We start from the raw sequence: 2,476 nt of genomic DNA, 5'->3' as shown, positions 1-2,476 counted from the left end.
CCAAGCGCTACCGGGTGAGCGCAAACCAGATCGCCGCCTGGAACCGCATCGACGACGGCACCCGCTTCCGCAAGGCGCAGGCGCTGGTCATCTGGGTGCCGACCGGCAGCAGGATCGCGCCGGCGGCTGGAGGCGCTGCGCGCCGCGCCAGTGCTGACGCGCGCGCGGCCCGACGGCGACGAGATCGACCTCGACGCCTGGGTGCGCCACCGCATCGACGACGCTCGCCACCCGGTCAGCGAGGCACCGGCCGTCTTCCTGCGCCGCGAGCGCCACGAGCGCAGCCTGGCGACGCTGCTGCTGGCCGACCTGTCGCTGTCGACCGACGCCCATGTCGGCGACGACACCCGCGTGATCGACGTGATCCGCGACGCGCTGCATGTCTTCGGCGAGGCGCTGTCGGGCGGCGGCGACGCCTTCGAGATGCTCGGCTTCAGCTCGGTGCGCCGCCACAACGTGCGCATCCAGCACCTGAAGGGCTTCGACGAGCCCTGGGACGAGACGGTGCGCGCGCGCGTCGGCGCGATCCGGCCGGGCTACTACACCCGCATCGGCGCGGCGATCCGCCATGCCACGCTGCGCCTGTCGGCGCGTCCCGAGCGCCAGCGCCTGCTGCTGCTGCTGACCGACGGCAAGCCCAACGACATCGACCACTACGAGGGCCGCCACGGCCTGGAAGACACCCGCCACGCGGTGCAGGCCGCGCGCGACGCCGGCCTGACGCCCTTCTGCGTCACCATCGACGAGCAGGCGCAGGACTACCTGCCGATGCTCTTCGGCCAGAACGGCTACGCCCGCGTGCACCGCCCGCAGGAGCTGGTGCACCGGCTGGCACAGATCCATGCCGCGCTGGTGAGTCGCTGAAGCCGCGCCGAGGCAGCTTGAGGGCGGCTTGCCGAGGAAGACAGGCCGGACAACGCAACGGGTGGCGGACACCCGCGCCGCCCTTGAACTGGTTCAAGGACATCCCGCCGGGCTGACCTGCACCATCCCAGCCCGGGAAGAAGCACCTCGTCCAGACCCGCAAGCGACAAGCGACAAGCGACAAGCGACAGATCGCTGGCAGCAGGCCGCACAGGGAGAAGATGTCCGATGAAGCGGGTCGGGATCAGGATTGACCTGGGTCAGATTGAATACTGGAAACGGTCCCGACAATTCGCGCCGCCCCCTCTCCTCATCTGCCGAGCGCACGCCATGGATCTCCCTGCACGCCCCTTCGACCTGCCCCGCTACCTCGCCGTGCTGCCGCTGTTCCAGGAGATGACGCCGCCCGAGCTGCTGCGCCTGGCCGAGGGCTGCCGGCTGCGCCGGCTGCAGCGCGGCGACACGGTGTTCCGGGTCGGCGAGCCCTGCGAGGAGTTCCATGTCGCGGTGACCGGCCAGGTCAAGCTGTTCGCGATCTCGCAGGCCGGGCAGGAGAAGGTGATCGAGCTGATCGGGCCGGGCCAGAGCTTCGCAGAGGCGCTGATGTTCACCGGCAAGCCCTACATCATCAACGCGCAGACGCTGAGCGACGCGCTGGTGCTGAGCGTCGGCAAGGACACGGTGTTCGGCGAGATCAGCCGCGATCCGCGCTTCGCGATGCGCATGCTCGCGGGCATCTCGCGCCGGCTGCACGGGCTGGTGCACGACGTGCAGGCCTATGCGCTGCACAACGGCATGCAGCGCGTCATCGGCTACCTGCTGCGCGATCTCGACGATGCGCCCGGCGCGATGCCGGAGACCGATTCCGGGCTGATGCCGCTCGACGGCTCAGGCAGCGGCGGCTGCGCGCCGCTGTGCCGCGAGGACGGCCGCACGCGCGAGCACCGGGTGTCGCTGCCGGTCAGCAAGGCGACGATCGCCTCGCGGCTGTCGATGACGCCGGAGTATTTCTCGCGCGTGCTGCACGAGCTCGAGGCCGAGGGCCTGATCGAGATGGACCGGCGCGAAATCCGCATTCCCGACACCGGACGGCTGGCGCGCCATCCGCTGCAGTGAGCACGAGCGCATGACCGCTGCCGACCCCCCGCTGCTGCAGGCCGACGCGCTGGTGGGCGAGCGCCAGGGGCGCCGCCTCTGGGGCCCGCTGCGGCTGGTGCTCTCGCGCGGCCAGGCGCTGCATCTGCGCGGCCCGAACGGCTGCGGCAAGACGACGCTGATCCGCACGCTGGCCGGGCTGCGCCGGCCGGCGGCCGGCCAGGTGCGCCGCGCCGCGCCGCTGTGGTTCGTCGGCCATGCGATGCCGCTGGCCGACGCGCTCGACGCGCGCGAGAACCTGCACGCCTGGCTGGACCTGGCCGGCGCGCCGCGGGACGGCGCGCTCGTCGAGCACTGGCTGCAACAGGAGCGGCTGCCGGCGCGCCGGGTGCTGCGCGATGCCGCCGGCCAGGCCCGCGAGTACAGCAACTACATGCTGCCGGTCGATCTGGACGGTCTGTCCGTCTTCCTGGTCGGCGTGCGCGACACGCCCGACCAGCCCTTCCGCTATCTGCGC

At 71.6% G+C, this 2,476-nt stretch carries 2 protein-coding genes and 1 pseudogene; all 3 read left to right on the top strand.

Annotated features, from left to right (window positions below; all coding sequences use genetic code 11):
• Window positions 1-150 precede the first annotated feature (150 nt).
• On the top strand, window positions 151-864 hold the full coding sequence (locus HZU84_RS19980) for a nitric oxide reductase activation protein NorD (RefSeq protein WP_310734059.1): 714 nt from the start codon (window positions 151-153) through the stop codon (window positions 862-864).
• A gap of 330 nt (window positions 865-1,194) precedes the next feature.
• On the top strand, window positions 1,195-1,980 hold the full coding sequence (locus tag HZU84_RS19975; protein ID WP_149505538.1) for a Crp/Fnr family transcriptional regulator: 786 nt from the start codon (window positions 1,195-1,197) through the stop codon (window positions 1,978-1,980).
• Between the two features lie 10 nt (window positions 1,981-1,990).
• Window positions 1,991-2,176: pseudogene (locus tag HZU84_RS20815) on the top strand (ATP-binding cassette domain-containing protein); the annotation flags it as partial.
• Window positions 2,177-2,476 lie beyond the last annotated feature (300 nt).

It is taken from the genome of Sphaerotilus sulfidivorans (assembly GCF_013426975.1).
Lineage (GTDB): Bacteria > Pseudomonadota > Gammaproteobacteria > Burkholderiales > Burkholderiaceae_C > Sphaerotilus > Sphaerotilus sulfidivorans.
This window is presented reverse-complemented; position numbering and strand designations above follow the sequence as displayed.